The sequence below is a fragment of the Rhodopseudomonas sp. BR0G17 genome (assembly GCF_010907025.1).
Classification (GTDB): domain Bacteria; phylum Pseudomonadota; class Alphaproteobacteria; order Rhizobiales; family Xanthobacteraceae; genus Rhodopseudomonas; species Rhodopseudomonas palustris_H.
Genome location: NZ_QUML01000021.1, coordinates 81,934 through 96,838, shown reverse-complemented (window position 1 = coordinate 96,838; position 14,905 = coordinate 81,934). Strand labels below are relative to the sequence as shown.

Here is a 14,905-nt window from a genome sequence, read left to right as displayed (position 1 = left end):
GGCGCGGGCTGCGCGGCGGGGGCCGGTTCTCCGAGCGGGGCGTTGTCGATGTTCATCACCACGCCGCCCTCGAACCGGATCAGGTCGCCCTTCTCGGTAATCCGCATCCGCTGGCCGCGCAGCGTGCCGCCGTCCCATTTGACGTCGACCGGCGCGTCGGATGTGACAGTGCCTTTGCCCATGTCGATGTCAGCCTGGGTCATCCAGGCCTCGGTGCCGGTCGAATTGTGCAGATAGACGTCCTTGTTCAGCTTCAGAAGCTGCGCCTTGGTCTCGAACTGGCCTTCGCGCGACTCGATGATGACGGTGGACTGGTCCTCCGACTGCACCTTGGCGCGCAGCGTATGCAGATCGACGTGGTCCTGGCTGGTCAGGTCCTGGGTGGCGGTGCGGGCCCACATCTCGTAGGGGCGGCCGTCATTGGTGAAGCCGGCCAGATGCGGCGACTCCATCGTGATCTTGGTGCCCGAGACCACCAGATCGCCGACGTCGATCGGCAATTTCGACAGATAGCGGAACGGGTTGAACACCGAGATCGCGATGATCACCGCCATCGACAGCACCACGACCAGCGGCACGGCGAGCCGCAGCGTGCGCACCAAACGGCTGTGGCGCGCCGCTGCTGCGAAGCGCGCCTCCATTCCGGTCTGATAGGACGACAACTGAACCGCTGTCACCGCTGCTCCCGAGCTCGTCTCGCGCGTGTTACGGAGCCGTACGCTCCGTCCTCCGGAGCGCCGCTTCGAGCGCGGTCTCCAGTCTGCAATACATCCTTAAGCTTATCTTAATCACCCCGGCAGGGGAGGGCCATGGCAGGCCCCGGCCCATCAGGCCGAGGAGTATGACCGAAACGCGGCGCAGGGTGCCGCTCGGGCGCAGGAACCGCCGGGAGGGCCGCCCAGCCGGTCACGAATGAGCGAAAATGTCCTCTTCGCTCCAGCCGTCGAGGTCGAGCCGGGCGCGGACGGGCAGGAAGCCGAAGCAGGCCGCCGCCAGCTCGGTGCGATTCTCCCGCGCCAGCATGGTGTCGAGCTTGTCGCGCAGCGCGTGCAGGTGGAGCACGTCGGAAGCGGCGTAAGCGAGCTGCGCGTCGGTCAGGCTATCGGCGCCCCAGTCGCTGGACTGCTGCTGCTTCGACAGATCGACGCCGAGCAGTTCGCGCACCAGGTCCTTCAGGCCGTGCCGGTCGGTGTAGGTGCGGGTCAGGCGCGAGGCGATCTTGGTGCAGTACACCGGCTGCGGCATCACGCCGAACGCCTTGTACAGCGCCGCCAGATCGAATCGGGCGAAGTGGAAGATCTTCACCACGGCCGGATCGCCGAGCAGCTTCTTCAGGTTCGGCGCATCGGTCGATCCTTGCGGGATCTGCACCACATCGGCGCTGCCGTCGCCGTTCGACAATTGCACCACGCACAGCCTGTCGCGATGCGGATGCAGCCCCATCGTCTCGGTGTCGATCGCCACCGAATTTGTATAGCGGGAAAGATCCGGCAGGTCGCCGCGATGCAGGCGGATCGTCATGTGTCGCAAACCTTTGGGCCATGGAGGAGAGCGCCGAACGCCCCGAATCGGCAGCCCAACCTATCGCCCCGATCCGCGCGACGCGAGGGGCGGCGCCACCTTGCGGTGGACGTCTCGAACCGATGTCGATGTGAAGAGATGCGGATACGAGAAGAAGGGCGTGGGCAATGGTGCCCAGGAGAGGACTCGAACCTCCACGGTGTTACCCACTGGTACCTGAAACCAGCGCGTCTACCAATTCCGCCACCTGGGCCCGGGGCGCTTGATAGGGAGGCGTTACGGAAAAGTCAAATGGCTTCCGCCAACCAAATCCGCTGTACACCGGAAGGTTGATGGCGTAACGCGAAACCGCCAGAATGTCCGCGAATTCCCGGACGTCTAAAGACGCTCCTCCGCGATCAGGATCAGCCCGCATGACTTCGAATATCGACACGCTCGTCACGGTTTTCGGTGGCTCCGGCTTCCTTGGCCGGCACGTCGTCAGCGCGCTGGCGCGGCGCGACTATCGGATTCGCGTCGCGGTGCGCCGGCCGGAGCTCTCTGGGCATCTGCAGCCGCTCGGCCGCGTCGGGCAGATCCACGCCGTGCAGGCGAATCTGCGTTACCCCGAATCGGTCGCGGCGGCGATGCGCGGCGCGCATGTGGCGATCAACCTGGTCGGCATCCTCGCCGAAGGCGGCGCGCAGAAGTTCGACGCGGTGCAGGGCAGCGGCGCCGCCAACGTGGCGCAGGCCGCGGCGGCTGCCGGCGCCCGGATGGTGCATGTCTCGGCGATCGGCGCCGATCCGAACTCGCCCGCCCGCTACGCTCGCAGCAAGGCGGCCGGCGAACAAGCGGTGCTCGCCGCCGTGCCGCAGGCCACCATCTTCCGTCCGTCGGTGGTGTTCGGCCCCGAAGACCAGTTCACCAACCGATTCGCGGCGTTGGCGCGGTTGTCGCCGGTACTGCCGCTGGTCGGTGCCGACACCAAGTTGCAGCCGGTCTATGTCGGCGATGTTGCGACCGCGATCGCCGATGCGGTCGACGGTCTGGCCAAGCCGGGCGCGACCTACGAACTCGGCGGTCCGGAACAGCTGACGATGCGCGAAATCATGCGCATCATTCTGCAGACCACCGATCGCAATCCGCTGCTGATACCGCTGCCGTTCGGTCTCGCCAGCCTGCAGGCGATGCTGCTGCAGTTCGCGCCGGGCGCCTTCAAGCTGACGCCGGATCAAGTGCGGATGCTCGAGGTCGACAATGTGGTGTCGGAAGCCGCCAAGTCGGCCGGGCTGACGCTGCAGGGCCTCGGCATTCAGCCCGATTCGCTGCAGGCGATCGTGCCGTCCTATCTGTGGCGGTTCCGCAAGACCGGCCAGTTCGCGCGCAAGACCGCGTAAGCGAACCGCAGCGGCGTCCTCAAGGACGCCGCGTTCCGAGAGAGTTTGTTATCGCCCCAGCGCCAGCGCGATCAGGCCGAGCGTGCCGACGATCACGCGCCACCAGGCGAACAGCTCGAAGCCGTGGCGGGTGACGTAGCTGAGGAAGGTCTTCACCACGATGATCGCGGTGATGAACGACACCACGAAGCCGATCGCCACGATGATCAGGTTGTCGGCGGTCATGTCGGCGTGGTTCTTGTAGAGATCGTACACGAACGCGCCGAGCATCGTCGGGATCGCCAGAAAGAACGAGAATTCGGCCGCCGAGCGCTTGTCGGTGCCGAGCAGCATCGCCGCCACGATGCTGGCGCCGGAGCGCGACACGCCCGGGATCATCGCGGTGCACTGCGCGCAGCCGATATAGAAATAGGTCAGCAGCGGGAACGCGGTGGCGTCGTGATAGCGCGGCTTCAGGTCGAGCTGGTCGACCCACAGCAGGATCGCGCCGCCGACGATCAGCGAAAAGCACACCACCCACGGATTGAACAGGTAGTGCTTGATATAGCCGCCGAATGCCGCGCCGATCACCGCTGCCGGGAGAAACGCCACCAGCACCCCGATGACGAAACGGCGAGCGTTGGCATCGGTGAACATGCCGAGCGCGATTCGCCACAATTTCACGAAATACAGCGCCAGAATTGCCAGGATCGCTCCGAGCTGGATCAGCACCGCGAAGCTCTTCCAGAAGTTGCCTTCGCCGAGATTGAAGAACCGCTCCGCCAGCAGCAGGTGGCCGGTCGAAGATACCGGCAGGAATTCAGTGACACCCTCGACGATGCCGAGAATGACGGCTCTGATGATATCGATGAGCATGGAATTGTCCGCTGCAAGGGATCGGGCGCCCGCGAGGCCGGACCTTGTCGCCTATTCCCCAAGGGGTCGCAACGTCAAAAATGCGCCTTTCGGTGCCTTGCGTCCGCGTCGCATGAGACTAGTTTGGCCGCCTCCCGAAGAGCCTTTTCGATGCGATCCGCCACGGTTTGTTAAGCTCTTCGAAACTATCTAGGTCAGCATGTACACCCTGTTCCACCACCCGTTCTGCCCGCTGTCGCGGTTCATCCGCCTTGCGCTCGGCGAACACGGTCTCGATCTCAGGTTGGTGGAAGAGCGGTCCTGGGAGCGGCGAACGGCCTTCCTGGCGCTCAATCCGGCGGGAACCACGCCGGTCCTGGTCGCAGAGGGGCGCCCCCCGATTCCCGGCGCGGGTGTGATCGCCGAGTTCCTCGACGAAGTGCACGGCGTCGAAATGGGTGACCGGCGGCTGCTGCCGCAGTCCACCGCCGAACGCATCGAGGTGCGGCGGCTGCTGTCGTGGTTCAACGACAAATTTTTCGAAGAGGCCTCCGGCCCGCTGATGACCGAGCGCATCTACAAGCGCTTCATGAGCGAGGAGGACGGCGGCGGGCCGCCGGCAATGGACGTGATCCGCGCCGCCAACGCTAATGTGCGCTATCATCTGGCCTATATCGGCTGGCTGGCACGCACCCGGAACTTTCTCGCCGGCGATCGCATGACCTATGCGGATCTCGCCGCCGCGGCGCACCTGTCGGCGATCGACTATCTGGGCGACGTGCCATGGATCGAGGACGAGGCGGCAAAGGCCTGGTACGCGCGGATCAAATCGCGCCCCTCGTTCCGTCCGCTGCTGAGCGAATGGCTCGCGGGCGTGCCGGCGTCACGGACCTACGTGGATCTGGATTTCTGACCATCGCCGACGGACAGCCCGCATCGGCCGAACCCGGCGATGCGTTGAAGGCGGAAATCGCCGAACAGTCACGCGCGCTCGGCTTCGATGCCTTCGGAATTTGCGCGCCGGACTCGATTCCCGAAGCGCCGGCACGACTGCGCGCGTTTCTCGACGCCGGCTATCACGGCGACATGGCCTGGCTGGCCGATCGTCCCGAGCGCCGCTCCGATCCGCGGGTGATGTGGAGCGAGGTCCGAAGCGTCATCCTGCTCGGCTTCAATTATGGTCCTGATACCGATCCGCGCGCGGTGCTGATGCGAAACGATCGCGGCGCGATCTCGGTCTATGCGCAGGGCGACGATTATCACGATGTCATCAAGGCCCGGCTGAAGCAGTTCGCGCGCTGGCTGGTCGCCACCGCCGGCGGCGACGTGAAGGTGTTCGTCGATACCGCGGCGGTGATGGAAAAGCCGCTGGCGCAGGCCGCTGGCCTCGGCTGGCAGGGCCGGCACACCAATCTGGTGTCGAAAGGCCGCGGGTCCTGGATGTTTCTCGGCGCGGTGTTCACCACGCTCGATCTGCCGCGGGATGCCGCCGAGCACGATCATTGCGGCTCATGCCGCGCCTGCCTGGACGCCTGTCCGACCGGCGCGTTTCCGGCCCCGTATCAGCTCGATGCCCGGCGCTGCATCTCGTATCTGACGATTGAACACAAAGGCCCGATCCCGCGAGAGTTTCGTGCACGCCTCGGCAACCGGATCTACGGCTGCGACGATTGTCTCGCCGCCTGCCCCTGGAACAAGTTCGCCCAGGCCGGTCGCGACGCCAAGCTCGCCGCCCGCGACGGCTTGCGCGCACCGGCGCTCGGTGAGTTGGTGGCGCTCGATGACCCATCATTCCGGGCGCTGTTCACCAAATCACCGGTCAAGCGCATCGGCCGCGACCGCTTCATCCGCAACGTGCTGATCGCGATCGGCAATTCGGGCGACGGCGAGCTGGCGCCGGAGGCCGAACGGCTGCTCGCCGATCCCAGTCCGACGATCCGCGGTGCCGCTGTGTGGGCGCTGGGGCAGCTGCTGCCGCCGGAGCGCTTCGCGGCCCTGAAGGCGGCGCATCTTGTCCGGGAACTCGATGACGGCGTGCGGGCGGAGTTGGGAGGAGTCGCTGCTGAGTAGGGCGCTACCCCAATCAATCGTCATCCCTCGCGAAGGCGAGGGATCCAGTATCCCAGTGCGCCGATGAACCGATCTCTCTGGAATACTGGTTCGCCCGCCTGCGCGGGCGATGACGATTAATGATGCGGTTATGATGCGGCTGGGCGACGCCGGGCGGACCCCCGCCGTCAGCCCAGTTCCTCGACCGCGGCCAGCATGCGGGCGATGTCCTGCGGGCGGCTGAGGCGGTGGTCGCCGTCCTGGATCATGGTCAGGACCACGTCGTCGGTCGGCAGCCGCTCCGCCAGCTCGAAGGCGTGGCGCCACGGCACGTCTTCGTCCTGTTTGCCTTGCAGGATGCGCACCGGGCAGCCGACTTCGATCATGCCGCCGAGCACGAGGTGATTGCGGCCGTCTTCGATCAGCGCCTTGGTGATCGGGTAGGGCTCGCCGTATTCCGAGGGGCGGTGCCAGACGCCCTTGGTCTCGATCTCGGCGCGAATCTCGGGTGAAAAACCCTTCCACATCAGCGCTTCGGTAAAATCCGGCGCCGGCGCGATCAGCACCAATCCGGCCAGCTTGGCGGCCGACTCGCCGCCGCGGCGGCGCAGGGCGCGGGCCAGCAGCAGCGCCATCCAGCCGCCCATCGACGAGCCGACCACGATTTGCGGACCGCGCGCGTAGGCGTCGAACACCGCCAGGCTCTCTTCAAGCCAGCGGCCGATGGTGCCGTCGGCGAAGCTGCCGGAGGATTCGCCATGGCCGGAATAATCGAACCGGACGCAGGCGCGGCCGCGCGCTTCGGCCCATTGGTCGAGCGCGGTCGCCTTGGTGCCGGTCATGTCGGAATTGAAGCCGCCGAGCCAAAACAGCCCAGGGGAGGTGCCCGGCCGGGGGCGGACCGCAATCCGCCGCGCCGCGGCGCCATCGCCCACGGTGATGAAGTCCGGCGCCGGTTCGGATGGTTTTGTCATGGATCAACAACCTCGTTGCCGGGTTGGTTTGCAGTACACGGCGAGGCGCCGTCAATGCCGGCGCCTCAGGGCGTAGCGCGACGGAAGCCGCGCGGCGAATTGGCTGGCTTTGCGTTTATGCGGAAGTCGGCTTGCCGCTAGGCGGTTCTTCCGCCACACTGCGCGCGGATCAAAAAGGGCATTGACCCTGGTATCGACGCTGAGTGGTTTTGCGTCGGATCGCGCTTCGACCTATATGAAGCGCGCGGATCCGACCAGCAGCCGTACCTGCCTCGATCCCATCGTTCGCCGTCAACGTTCACAAGTGTGGAGAAGAACCCATTCGCCGTCCCAACAGAGCGCCGCCCCCCGTAGCCAAGGACGGGCCGCGCACCAACGATGAAATCCGCAATTTCGAGATCCAGCTGATCGACCAGACCGGTGTGAACCAGGGCAAGGTCGAGACCATTGTCGCGATCAAAATGGCAATGGACGCAGGCATGGATCTGGTCGAGATTTCGCCGACCTCGTCGCCGCCGGTCTGTAAGATCATGGACTACGGCAAGTACAAGTATTCGGCGCAGAAGAAGGCCGCCGAGGCGCGCAAGAAGCAAAAGATCGTCGAGATCAAGGAGATCAAGCTCCGCCCGATGATCGACGACCACGATTACAACGTGAAGATGAAGGCGATGCTGCGCTTCTTCGAGGAAGGCGACAAGGTCAAGATCACCTTGCGCTATCGGGGACGCGAAATGGCTCACCAGGAGATCGGCACCAAGCTGCTCGAAAAGGTGAAGAACGACGTCGCTGAAATCGCCAAGGTCGAGCAGGACCCCCGCTTCGAAGGCCGTCAGGTCGTGATGGTGCTGGCGCCGCGCTGACGCGGATCCGGGTTTTCGATTTCAGAACGAACAAGGCCCGCCAGCGATCTGACGGGCCTTTTCTTTGCCGCTTTCTTTGCCGTGGCGTTCACCCGTCGTTTGGCAGGACGCGTCGGCGGTGCTCGATCTTCCGCCTTACACGTTGCCAACCGGCCTCCGCTCTGCCATAAGCGCAGCCTTCATCGCCCGGCTGATCAAGGGCTGCCGTGGCGATGGCCCTGCCGACCTGCCTCGATCTTGAGAATGGTCGTGCAATTTCAACGCTCTAACGAGCATGTCCGCCGCCGCAGAGCGCCCCCGGGGCGCTTTTCGCGCGCGGCAAAGGAGAGCCAAATGCCCAAGTTGAAGACCAAATCGGGCGCCAAAAAGCGCTTCAAAGTGACCGCCACCGGCAAGGTGATGTCCGCCCAGCGTGGCAAGCGCCACGGCATGATCAAGCGTACCAAGAAGCAGATCCGTCAGCTTCGCGGCACCCGCGCGATCTTCAAAACCGACGGCGACAACATCAAGAAGTATTTCTTGCCGAACGCCTGACCGTTCACGCCGCGCCCTGCGCGGCAGCCTCATCGGGCCGCATCGCGGCCGTCCAAACCAAATTCAGATGAAGGAGATCAGTCATGGCTCGCGTTAAACGCGGTGTGACGGCTCACGCCAAGCATAAGAAGGTCTACAAGCTCGCCAAGGGTTATCGCGGTCGTCGGAAGAACACGATCCGCACCGCCAAGGCTGCGGTCGACAAGGCCGGCCAGTACGCGTTCCGGGATCGCAAGCGCAAGAAGCGGACGTTCCGCGCGCTGTGGATCCAGCGCCTCAATGCCGCGGTGCGTCCGTTTGGCATGACCTACAGCGTGTTCATCAACGGCCTGTCGAAGTCCGGCATCGTCGTCGACCGCAAGGTGCTGTCGGATCTCGCGATCAACGAGCCGGCGGCGTTCCAGGCGATCGCCGAGAAGGCCAAGGCTGCGCTCGCGGCCTGAGGTTCATTCGAGGCCGCATCGGCGGCCCCGACGTTCAACGGGTTGACCGTCATCGCCGGGCTTGACCCGGCGATCCATCTTTCGAGAAGCGATGGATGCCCGGGTCAAGCCCGGGCATGACTTCTTGAGGGGAACGGCGGCTCATGTCCAATCTCGAAAACCTGCAATCCCAAATTCTCGCCGATATCGCGGCGGCTTCAGACGAGGCCGCTCTCGAAGCGGTCCGTGTCGGAGCGCTCGGCAAGAAGGGCTCGATCTCGGCACTGCTCGCCACGCTCGGCAAGATGGACCCCGAGCAGCGCAAGACCGAGGGCGCCGCGATCAATCGGGCCAAGGAAGCGGTGATCGAGGCGCTGACCGCCCGCCGCGACGTGCTGAAGGCCGCCGCGCTCGACGCCAAGCTGGCTGCCGAAACCATCGATGTCACCTTGCCGATGCGCGAGCCGCTCGCCGAGCAGGGCCGGCTGCATCCGCTCAGCCAGGTGTGGGATGAGCTCACCGCGATCTTCGCCGACATGGGCTTCTCGATCGCCGAAGGTCCGGACATCGAGACCGACGACTACAACTTCACCAAGCTGAACTTCCCCGAAGGCCATCCGGCCCGGGAGATGCACGACACCTTCTATTTCAACCCGAAGGAAGACGGCTCGCGCCTCTTGCTCCGCACCCACACCTCGCCGGTGCAGGTCCGGACCATGCTGTCGCAGCGGCCGCCGATCCGGGTGATCTGTCCCGGCCGCACCTATCGCAGCGACTCGGACCAGACCCACACGCCGATGTTCCATCAGGTCGAAGGCCTGGTGATCGACAAGGGCAGCCATCTCGGCCACCTGAAGTGGATCCTGCATGAGTTCTGCAAGGCGTTCTTCGAGGTCGACAACGTCAATATGCGGTTCCGGCCGTCGTTCTTCCCGTTCACCGAGCCGTCGTTGGAAGTCGATATCCAGTGCCGCCGCGGCAAGGACGAGATCCGGTTCGGCGAAGGCGAAGATTGGCTGGAGATTCTCGGCTGCGGCATGGTGCATCCGAACGTGCTGACCGCCTGCGGCCTCGATCCGGACGAGTATCAAGGCTTCGCCTGGGGCATGGGCATCGATCGCATCGCGATGCTGAAATACGGCATGAGCGACCTGCGGCAGCTGTTCGAAGCCGACGTGCGCTGGCTCAATCACTACGGCTTCAAGCCGCTCGACATCCCGACGCTGGCGGGGGGATTGAGTTCGTGAGTTGGACGTGCGCGAGCGCCGTGCTCGGCGCAAGTGCCCTCACCCCAGCCCTCTCCCGCAAGCGGGAGAGGGAGCAGGCCGCGGCCTGCGCGAGCTACGCGGCTGAACTCGGACGCTGATAGTTGAAAACGATCTGTTGTTGAAATGATTGAAGCCCTCGCAACCCGGCACGGCGCGCTCCCTCTCCCGCTTGCGGGAGAGGGTTGGGGTGAGGGTGACACGGGCACGGAGCTTGCGATGGACGATCCGAAGCAGCCGACGCCGAAACCGACCTGGAACGTCTCCCCGGGCCAGCGCCGCCACGCGCGCGAGCTGCGCAAGAAATCCACCGATGCGGAGCGGCTGATGTGGTCGGCGCTGCGCGACAAGCAGCTCGACGGGGCTTCGTTCAAGCGCCAGGTGCCGATCGGGCCGTATATCGCCGACTTCGCCTGCCACGCGAAAAAGCTGGTGGTCGAACTCGATGGCGGTCAGCATTTTGCTGATGACGCTGAGCGCGCTGATGCGGCCCGCACGGCGGCGATCGAGGCGCGCGGCTTTCGGGTGATCCGCTTCAGCAATGCCGAGGTGATGAGCAATCGCGACGGGGTGCTGCAGAGCATCGCGTCCGAGCTCGCCGCAAGAGCCCTCACCCCAACCCTCTCCCGCAAGCGGGAGAGGGAGCGCGCCGAGCGTGCGGGGAAGCTGCGGCCTAAACAAAACGAAGCAACGCAGCGCCCGTCATCGGACGATTCGGACTAACGACATGGCCCGCAGCCTCTCCATTCGGCACGGCCTGCTCCCTCTCCCGCTTGCGGGAGAGGGCTGGGGTGAGGGCGACGCGGGCACGACCTTGAGCATTCAGTACGACGCGCCCACTGCGCGGCCAGACGGAAGTAACAACCGATGAAACTCACGCTCTCCTGGCTGAAAGATCATCTCGACACCGACGAGCCGCTGGAAAAGCTCGCCGACAAGCTCACCATGATCGGGCTCGAGGTCGAGGGCATCGAGGACAAGGCGAAGGTGCTGGCGCCGTTCATCATCGCCAAGGTGCTGACCGCCGCCAAGCACCCCAACGCCGACAAGCTGCAGGTCTGCACCGTCGACGTCGGTGACGGGGCTGCGCCGGTGCAGGTGGTATGCGGCGCGCCGAATGCGCGCGCCGGCCTCGTGACCGTGTTCGCACCGCCCGGCACCTATATTCCGGCCAAGGATTTCACGCTCGGCATCGGCAATATTCGCGGCGTCGAAAGCCGCGGCATGCTGTGCTCCGCGGCTGAGCTGGAAATCTCCGAAGATCACGACGGCATCATCGAGCTGCCGGCCGATGCGCCGGTCGGCACGCCTTATGCCGCCTGGGCCGGGCTCGGCGATCCGGTGCTCGACATCAACCTGACGCCGAACCGGCAGGACTGCGCCGGCGTGCACGGCATCGCGCGCGATCTCGCCGCCGCCGACATGGGCAAGTTCAAGGACCCGGGCATCAAGCAGATCAAGGGCGAATTCCCGTGCCCGGTCAGTGTCATGGTCGAAGACAGCAAGCTGTGCCCCGGCTTCGCGCTGCGGCTGGTGAAGGGCGTCAAGAACGGCCCGTCGCCGGAATGGCTGCAGAAGCGCCTGACCGCGATCGGTCTGCGCCCGATCAACGCGCTGGTCGACATCACCAACTACCTGACGTTCGATCGCTCGCGCCCGCTGCACGTGTTCGACGCCGCCAAGGTGAAGGGCAATCTGGTGGTACGCCGCGCCAAGGACGGCGAGACGCTGCTGGCGCTCGACGGCCGCACCTACACGCTCGATTCCTCAGTCTGCGTGATCGCCGATGATCACGGCGTCGAATCGCTCGCCGGCATCATGGGCGGCGAGGTGTCCGGCTGTTCGGCCGAGACCACCGACGTGCTGATCGAATCGGCGTTGTGGAACGAGATCAACATCGCCCAGTCGGGCCGCAAGCTCGGCATCAACACCGATGCGCGCTACCGGTTCGAGCGCGGCGTCGATCCGGCCTTCATGCTGCCTGGGCTCGAACTCGCCACCAAGCTGGTGATGGAGTTCTGCGGCGGCACGCCGTCGGATGTGGTGGTGGTCGGCAATCCGTTCGCCGACGACAAAATCATCGACTTCCCGCTCGCCGAGGTGAAGCGGCTGGCCGGCATTGAAGTGTCGCTCACCGAGATCCGCCGCATCCTCAATCATCTCGGCTTCACCGTCGTCGGTCAGGCGCCGGTGGTGAAGGTCGCGGTGCCGTCGTGGCGCAGCGACGTCCACGGCAAAGCCGACATCGTCGAGGAAATCGTCCGGATCGTCGGCGTCGACAAGGTGCCGCTGACGCCGTTCGAGCGCGGCGATGCCCCGCGCAAGCCGGTGCTCACCCAGATCCAGAACCGCACCCGCCGTGCCAAGCGCGCGCTGGCGGCGCGCGGCCTGACCGAGGCGGTGACATGGTCGTTCATCTCCAAGCCGTTCGCCGAAGCTTTCGGTGGCGGCCAGCCGGAGCTGGCGCTCGCCAATCCGATCGCCTCCGATCTGTCCGACATGCGGCCGAGCCCGTTGCCCGGCCTGATCGCCGCCGCCCAGGCCAACGCCGATCGCGGTTCGGCCGATCTGGCGCTGTTCGAAGTTGGGCAGGTGTTCAAGGGCGACCGGCCGCAGGATCAGTTCATGGCTGCGAGCGGCGTCCGCCGTGGCGTTGCGTCCTCGGCCGGCCTCGGCCGGCATTGGTCGGGCTCGGCGCAGGCGACCGCGCTTGATGCCAAGGCCGATGCGTTCGCGGTGCTGGCTGCGGCGGGTGCGCCGATGGCGGGTCTGCAGATCGCCACCAACAAGCTGCCGGCCTGGCTGCATCCGGGCCGCTCCGGCGCGATCCAGATCGGGCCGCAGAACGTGCTCGGCTATTTCGGCGAGCTGCATCCGCGGGTGCTCGAACAGCTCGGGGCCGATGGCCCGCTGGTGGCGTTCGAGGTGATCCTGGAGAAGATCCCCGATCCGAAGCAGCGGCCGACCCGCGCCAAGCCGGCGCTGGAATTGTCTGCGTTCCATCCGGTGTCGCGCGACTTCGCCTTCATCGTCGATCGCAAAGTCGCGGTTGCCGACATCGTCCGCGCCGCGCAGGGCGTCGACAAGAAGCTGATCACCTCGGTCAGCGTGTTCGACGTCTATGAAGGCAAGGGCATCGATCCCGACAAGAAGTCGGTGGCGATCGCAGTGACGCTGCAGCCGCGCGACAAGACCATGACCGATCAGGAGATCGAAGCGGTCGCGGGCAAGATCGTGGCGGAAGTCACCAAGAAGACCGGCGGCAGCCTGCGCGGCTGAGGCCGCTCAGCGCCACCACGACGGCGTGCCGCTCGCGGTGGCGGGCGGGCGCTGCTCGCGCTGACGCTGCGGTTCGCGCCGCGGCTTCTGTTTACGTGCGGGCTTCTCCGGCGCGGGCTCCTTGACGGCGCCGATCTTTTTCAGCGCAGCGTCGGCGGCGCGCTCGCCGGATTCCCAGGCGCCCTGCACCGTGCCGAACAGCGTTTCGTGGGTCGCTTCGCCGGCAAAGAACAGATTGCCGAGCGGCTCGCCCAACACCTTGCGTGACGGCTGGCCACCGGGCTCCGCCGCCGACATCGCGCCCAGCACGTAAGGCATCTCGTTCCAGCGCGTCACCGCCTTGCGCTCGACGGCGCCCGCGATGTCGCTGCCGAACAGCTTGCCGAGCCATTCGATCGCGAAATCCTGCATCGCGGCTTCGCCCTGCGCGGCGAGCTGGCGCCCGAACGAGCCGGCGACGTCGACCGTGCACAGCGAGGTCCCGCCGATATTGCCCATCAGCGTCGCGGTGCGGGTGTCGTCGGCGCGCTCGATGATGGTCTCGTCGCGTGACAGCCCGAGCGGGTTACCTTTGAACTGCAGCGCGATGCGGTCGGTGCTGCCGAGGCTCAGCCGCGCCGCGGCGTCGAGCTGCCGTTTCGGCAGTTCGGGCGAGAACGCCAGATTGCCCGAGGTCAGCACATTGGTCGACGCGGTGACGATGATGGCGCGCGCGCCGATCCGGCCGGCCGCGGTTTCGACCGCGAGGTCGCGCCCGCTCCACACGATCCGTTTGACCGGCGTCGACAGCGCAATCGGCAGCGAGGACGCGAGCTGACTGCCGCCGCCCTGCGGGCAGCCGAGCAGCGCGGTGCGGTCCAGCGTCCGCGCCGCATCCATCGCGGACAGCGCGCGCAGGTCCTTGCTGGTCGTCGCGGGGCCCAGCACATATTCGATCGTCGCCGCCCAATCGCCGAGATCGTTCGGCAGCGCGGCGGCGCAAGAAATATCGGCCTTGCCGCGTGAGGCGTCGCCGATGGCGCGGGTGGCACGGACGTAGGCCGCGAGAAAATCCTCGGTCTCGCGCGAGCGGGCGTTGCGGCGTCCGATCCTGACCTTCTGGCCGGGGGCGACCGGCGTTACCGCAAAGCCGGAGCTGCGTGCCAACCGGACCAGCGGGTTGCTGTCGGGGTTGTGCAACCAGCGCGCGCCGCGGTCGAACGGGGCTGCGAAGCTGGTGGTATCGGTGACGCAGCGGCCGCCAATGTCCGAGGCCGCCTCGACCACGATCACCTTGCGGCCGGCCGCCACGATCCGCCGCGCCGCCGCGATTCCGGCGGCGCCGGCGCCGACCACCACGATTTCAGCATCACGCGGCAGTGCTGCCATCGCCCGCCCGCTGAACGCGGGCAGCAACGCAAGGCCGGCAGCAGTCCCGAGCATGCCCTCGAGCAGGCTGCGTCGCGAAATCGTCATGGCATGGTTTCCGAAAGCTTGGAGGCGGCCGGGGCGATCGACCGACGCGGCCAATGGCGGCCGGCGCGGCGACTATCCGGTGGGGCGACGGTGCGGCGTCCCGCGACTGTGACCAATGTGTTGAACTCCGTCGCGTTTTGCGTCGTCCGCCGACTGGTTCGGCGGTGCCGCACTGCCCGGCCGACCCCGTCAACTTGCCGGAATCGCCTCCGGCCGGCAACCGTTCGTGGTGAACGATGCGTAACTGCGCGAGGAACCAGATGAACTAAACTGCAACGGCTTTGCTCGACGATCGTCCACGAACGCGATGTGACGATGTCGCAGTAGGGATCC

Annotated in this window: 14 protein-coding genes and 1 tRNA gene; 9 read left to right on the top strand and 6 right to left on the bottom strand. The window is 65.9% G+C overall.

The genetic code is table 11. The features are described from left to right. From lptC to DY467_RS16750, 3 genes are all read right to left on the bottom strand, one after another. On the bottom strand, window positions 1–677 hold a 677-nt coding region (gene lptC, locus DY467_RS16760; protein WP_164637604.1), incomplete at its 3' end, for an LPS export ABC transporter periplasmic protein LptC. Window positions 678–906: 229 nt separating this feature from the next. Continuing rightward, window positions 907–1,521: a ribonuclease D gene (locus DY467_RS16755; protein ID WP_164637602.1), complete on the bottom strand. Its 615-nt coding sequence runs from the start codon at window positions 1,519–1,521 to the stop codon at window positions 907–909. A gap of 168 nt (window positions 1,522–1,689) precedes the next feature. Then, a tRNA-Leu gene (locus tag DY467_RS16750) sits at window positions 1,690–1,774 on the bottom strand. 160 nt (window positions 1,775–1,934) lie between these two features. Here DY467_RS16750 and DY467_RS16745 point away from each other — a divergent pair. Next, window positions 1,935–2,900, top strand: a complete 966-nt coding sequence (locus DY467_RS16745; RefSeq protein WP_164637600.1) for a complex I NDUFA9 subunit family protein — start codon at window positions 1,935–1,937, stop codon at window positions 2,898–2,900. A gap of 48 nt (window positions 2,901–2,948) precedes the next feature. On the opposite strand, the gene DY467_RS16740 is transcribed toward DY467_RS16745, so the two are convergent. After that, on the bottom strand, window positions 2,949–3,755 hold the full coding sequence (locus DY467_RS16740) for an undecaprenyl-diphosphate phosphatase (protein ID WP_107353690.1): 807 nt from the start codon (window positions 3,753–3,755) through the stop codon (window positions 2,949–2,951). A gap of 199 nt (window positions 3,756–3,954) precedes the next feature. Between DY467_RS16740 and DY467_RS16735 the strand changes: the two genes are divergently transcribed. Both DY467_RS16735 and queG read left to right on the top strand, forming a co-directional pair. Then, window positions 3,955–4,647: a glutathione S-transferase family protein gene (locus DY467_RS16735; protein ID WP_107342317.1), complete on the top strand. Its 693-nt coding sequence runs from the start codon at window positions 3,955–3,957 to the stop codon at window positions 4,645–4,647. After that, complete coding sequence (queG, locus tag DY467_RS16730) at window positions 4,596–5,804, top strand: tRNA epoxyqueuosine(34) reductase QueG (RefSeq protein ID WP_164637598.1); 1,209 nt, start codon at window positions 4,596–4,598, stop codon at window positions 5,802–5,804. Before DY467_RS16735 ends, queG begins: the two co-directional genes overlap by 52 nt. A gap of 167 nt (window positions 5,805–5,971) precedes the next feature. On the opposite strand, the gene DY467_RS16725 is transcribed toward queG, so the two are convergent. Continuing rightward, window positions 5,972–6,757: an alpha/beta hydrolase gene (locus DY467_RS16725; RefSeq protein ID WP_164637596.1), complete on the bottom strand. Its 786-nt coding sequence runs from the start codon at window positions 6,755–6,757 to the stop codon at window positions 5,972–5,974. A gap of 320 nt (window positions 6,758–7,077) precedes the next feature. Between DY467_RS16725 and infC the strand changes: the two genes are divergently transcribed. The 6 genes from infC to pheT all read left to right on the top strand — a co-directional run bounded on the left by infC (window position 7,078) and on the right by pheT (window position 13,117). Then, window positions 7,078–7,617 carry a translation initiation factor IF-3 gene (gene infC / locus DY467_RS16720; protein WP_107342314.1) on the top strand — a complete coding sequence of 180 codons (540 nt, stop codon included), beginning with the start codon at window positions 7,078–7,080 and terminating at the stop codon, window positions 7,615–7,617. A 333-nt stretch (window positions 7,618–7,950) separates the two neighbouring features. Beyond that, window positions 7,951–8,151, top strand: a complete 201-nt coding sequence (gene rpmI / locus DY467_RS16715) for a 50S ribosomal protein L35 (RefSeq protein WP_011155610.1) — start codon at window positions 7,951–7,953, stop codon at window positions 8,149–8,151. An 83-nt stretch (window positions 8,152–8,234) separates the two neighbouring features. Continuing rightward, the gene (rplT, locus tag DY467_RS16710) at window positions 8,235–8,594 is read left to right on the top strand and encodes a 50S ribosomal protein L20 (protein ID WP_011155609.1); all 360 of its coding nucleotides are present in this window, start codon (window positions 8,235–8,237) and stop codon (window positions 8,592–8,594) included. 143 nt (window positions 8,595–8,737) lie between these two features. Continuing rightward, on the top strand, window positions 8,738–9,820 hold the full coding sequence (gene pheS, locus DY467_RS16705) for a phenylalanine--tRNA ligase subunit alpha (RefSeq protein WP_164637594.1): 1,083 nt from the start codon (window positions 8,738–8,740) through the stop codon (window positions 9,818–9,820). A 237-nt stretch (window positions 9,821–10,057) separates the two neighbouring features. Next, window positions 10,058–10,561, top strand: a complete 504-nt coding sequence (locus tag DY467_RS16700) for an endonuclease domain-containing protein (protein ID WP_164637592.1) — start codon at window positions 10,058–10,060, stop codon at window positions 10,559–10,561. A gap of 144 nt (window positions 10,562–10,705) precedes the next feature. Further along, window positions 10,706–13,117 carry a phenylalanine--tRNA ligase subunit beta gene (gene pheT, locus DY467_RS16695; RefSeq protein ID WP_164637589.1) on the top strand — a complete coding sequence of 804 codons (2,412 nt, stop codon included), beginning with the start codon at window positions 10,706–10,708 and terminating at the stop codon, window positions 13,115–13,117. A gap of 6 nt (window positions 13,118–13,123) precedes the next feature. Here the strand turns inward: pheT and DY467_RS16690 are convergent, their stop codons facing one another. After that, window positions 13,124–14,572 (bottom strand): flavin monoamine oxidase family protein, encoded by a 1,449-nt coding sequence (locus DY467_RS16690; RefSeq protein WP_164637587.1) that lies wholly within the window; start codon window positions 14,570–14,572, stop codon window positions 13,124–13,126. Between the last annotated feature and the right edge of the window lie 333 nt (window positions 14,573–14,905).